Source organism: Nitratidesulfovibrio liaohensis, assembly GCF_011682075.1.
Classification (GTDB): domain Bacteria; phylum Desulfobacterota; class Desulfovibrionia; order Desulfovibrionales; family Desulfovibrionaceae; genus Cupidesulfovibrio; species Cupidesulfovibrio liaohensis.
Genome location: NZ_VSMK01000427.1, coordinates 1 through 2,310 on the forward strand (window position 1 = coordinate 1; position 2,310 = coordinate 2,310).

General features: G+C 67.1%; 2 protein-coding genes. Both read left to right on the forward strand.

Translation table 11 applies throughout. From position 1 onward, the window contains the following. Window positions 1-340: 340 nt before the first annotated feature. Window positions 341-763: a universal stress protein gene (locus FVW27_RS13470; protein WP_012612540.1), complete on the forward strand. Its 423-nt coding sequence runs from the start codon at window positions 341-343 to the stop codon at window positions 761-763. Between the two features lie 92 nt (window positions 764-855). Continuing rightward, window positions 856-1,917, forward strand: coding sequence for a chorismate synthase (gene aroC, locus FVW27_RS13475; protein WP_167125954.1), 1,062 nt, complete (start codon window positions 856-858; stop codon window positions 1,915-1,917). The last annotated feature ends 393 nt before the right edge of the window (window positions 1,918-2,310 follow it).

The window sequence follows — 2,310 nt, forward strand, 5'->3', positions numbered from 1 at the left end:
CGCGCAGCGCCCCTCGCTGACCGGGCGACCCATCACCGACGAGGTGGCCGAGGTGCTGGCCGCGCGTGACCCCCTGTACCGGGAATGCGCCCATGCGGTGCTGGACGCCGGGGACGACCTGCGGGCACTTGTGGAGCGGCTGGCCAGCCTGCTGGAAGCATAGCCCCGCGCCAACCCACCGGGCCGGGTGCGCACATGCGCGGTTTTCCGGGGCCTTGGGCGGTTCCGGATTGTCGCGCCCCTTGCCATGCCCGCCCCCACGGGGGCATACTGGCATAGCCGCGCGCCGTGGCAGCGCGCGGCGGCCATGTCCTGTGCAGTGTTCATCCGTGAGGTCGCCATGCAGATCCGCAAGATACTCGTTCCCGTGGATGGTTCCGACTACTCGCAGCGCGCGGCGGAATACGCCGCCGACTTCGCGAAGATGGTGGGGGCAGAGGTTGTGCTGCTCATCTGCCGCATGTCCATCCCGCCCATTCTCGGGCAGGTGGCCTACGACCAGGCCCGCAATTCGCTGGTGGCCCAGGCCGAGGAAGTGCTGGAGCCCTGCCGCCGCCTGCTGCGCGAGCGCAACGTGCCCTTTGCCGACCGCGTGCTGGAGGGCAAGGTGGAGGTGGCCATCGTGGATGCCGCCGACTACGAACGCTGCGACCTGATCATCATGGGCTCGCGCGGGCACTCGGAACTGGAGGGCCTGCTGCTGGGCAGCGTCACCCACCGGGTGTTGCAGATGGCGTCGTGTCCCGTGATGGTAATTCGGTAGGGCCCGGTTTCGCACTCCCTGCGGAGTGCCGCACCTGACTGCGTCCTGCTCGTCGACATAGGTTTCATTCTTTCTGGTTCACAGGAGCATCCATGAGCGGCAACACCTTCGGTCGCATCTTCCGGCTGACCACCTACGGCGAATCGCACGGCCCCGGCCTTGGCGGCGTGGTGGACGGCTGCCCCGCCGGGGTGCCGCTGGACGAATCGGTCATCCAGCGCGAACTGGATCTGCGCCGACCCGGCAGCGCGTCTGCCGGCCTTGCCGGTACGGCCCGCAAGGAACCGGACACCGTGCGCCTGCTTTCCGGCGTGTTCGAAGGGGTCACCACCGGCACCCCCATCGGCTTCCACATCGCCAACGAAGACCAGCGTTCGCGCGATTACGGCGACCTGGCCAAGCTGTACCGCCCCGGCCACGCGGACATCACCTACGACGCCAAGTACGGCCTGCGCGATTTTCGCGGCGGTGGCCGGGCGTCGGGGCGCGAAACCGTCTCGCGTGTGGCGGGCGGCGCCGTGGCCCTGGCCCTGCTGGCCATGCACGACATCGAGGTGCGCGCCTACACCGTTGAGATCGGCGGGGTGCCCGCCGACATCGTGGACCCGGCTGGCGCGCAGGAGCGGCTGTTCTTTTCGCCCGACCCGGACGTGGTGCCCGCGTGGGAATCGCTGGTGCACGACGTGCGGGCCGAGGGCGACACCCTGGGCGGCATCGTGCAGGTGGAGGCCACCGGCGTGCCCGCAGGCCTTGGAGAACCGGTGTTCGACAAACTGGATGCCCTGCTGGCCCATGCCCTGATGTCCGTGGGCGCGGTAAAGGCGGTGGAGATAGGCGCGGGGCTGGAGGCGGCGCGCCTGCGCGGCAGCGAGAACAACGACCCCATCATTCCCGGCGGCTTCCACACCAATCATGCCGGGGGCATTCTGGGCGGCATCTCCAACGGGCAGCCCATCGTGGTGCGCGCGGCGGTGAAGCCCATTCCCTCCATCGCGCAGGAACAGATCACCATCGATACCAACGGCAGGCCCGCGCCGCTGCGCGTGGGCGGTCGCCACGACATCTGCGCCATTCCGCGCGTGGTGCCCGTGCTGAAGGCCATGGCGGCTCTGGTGTTGGCCGACAGTCTCCTTCTCCAGCGTCGCATGGGGTGAGCGAAGCCTCCAGATTGGTTCTTTTGCCTCCCGGCTTCCGACCCGAAGGGCGCGGAGCGTGCCCGTTAGGCGAGCCTGCGAGCCTTACGGGCATCGAGCGCAGAGCGGTCAAACATCGTTTTTTGCTCCGGTCGTGTATGGAAGAATACACTCCCTTCGCAAAAAACTCGTTTTCCTTGCCGGAAGACAAACTGACGCGATTTGCGAGCGACAGTCCGCCCCGCGTAACAGTGCTGGGCTGAGTGGATTTTTCCCGTAGTTGAAACGTAACCGTCCAGACAACCCCACCTTTTCAGGCGAGCGGTCATCAAGTAGACATCAGTGAACTGGCTTAGACCGGGTTGTTCTTTGACATGCCTTGCGGCAGCAGGGCCTTGAGGTCGTCCTGGCTGC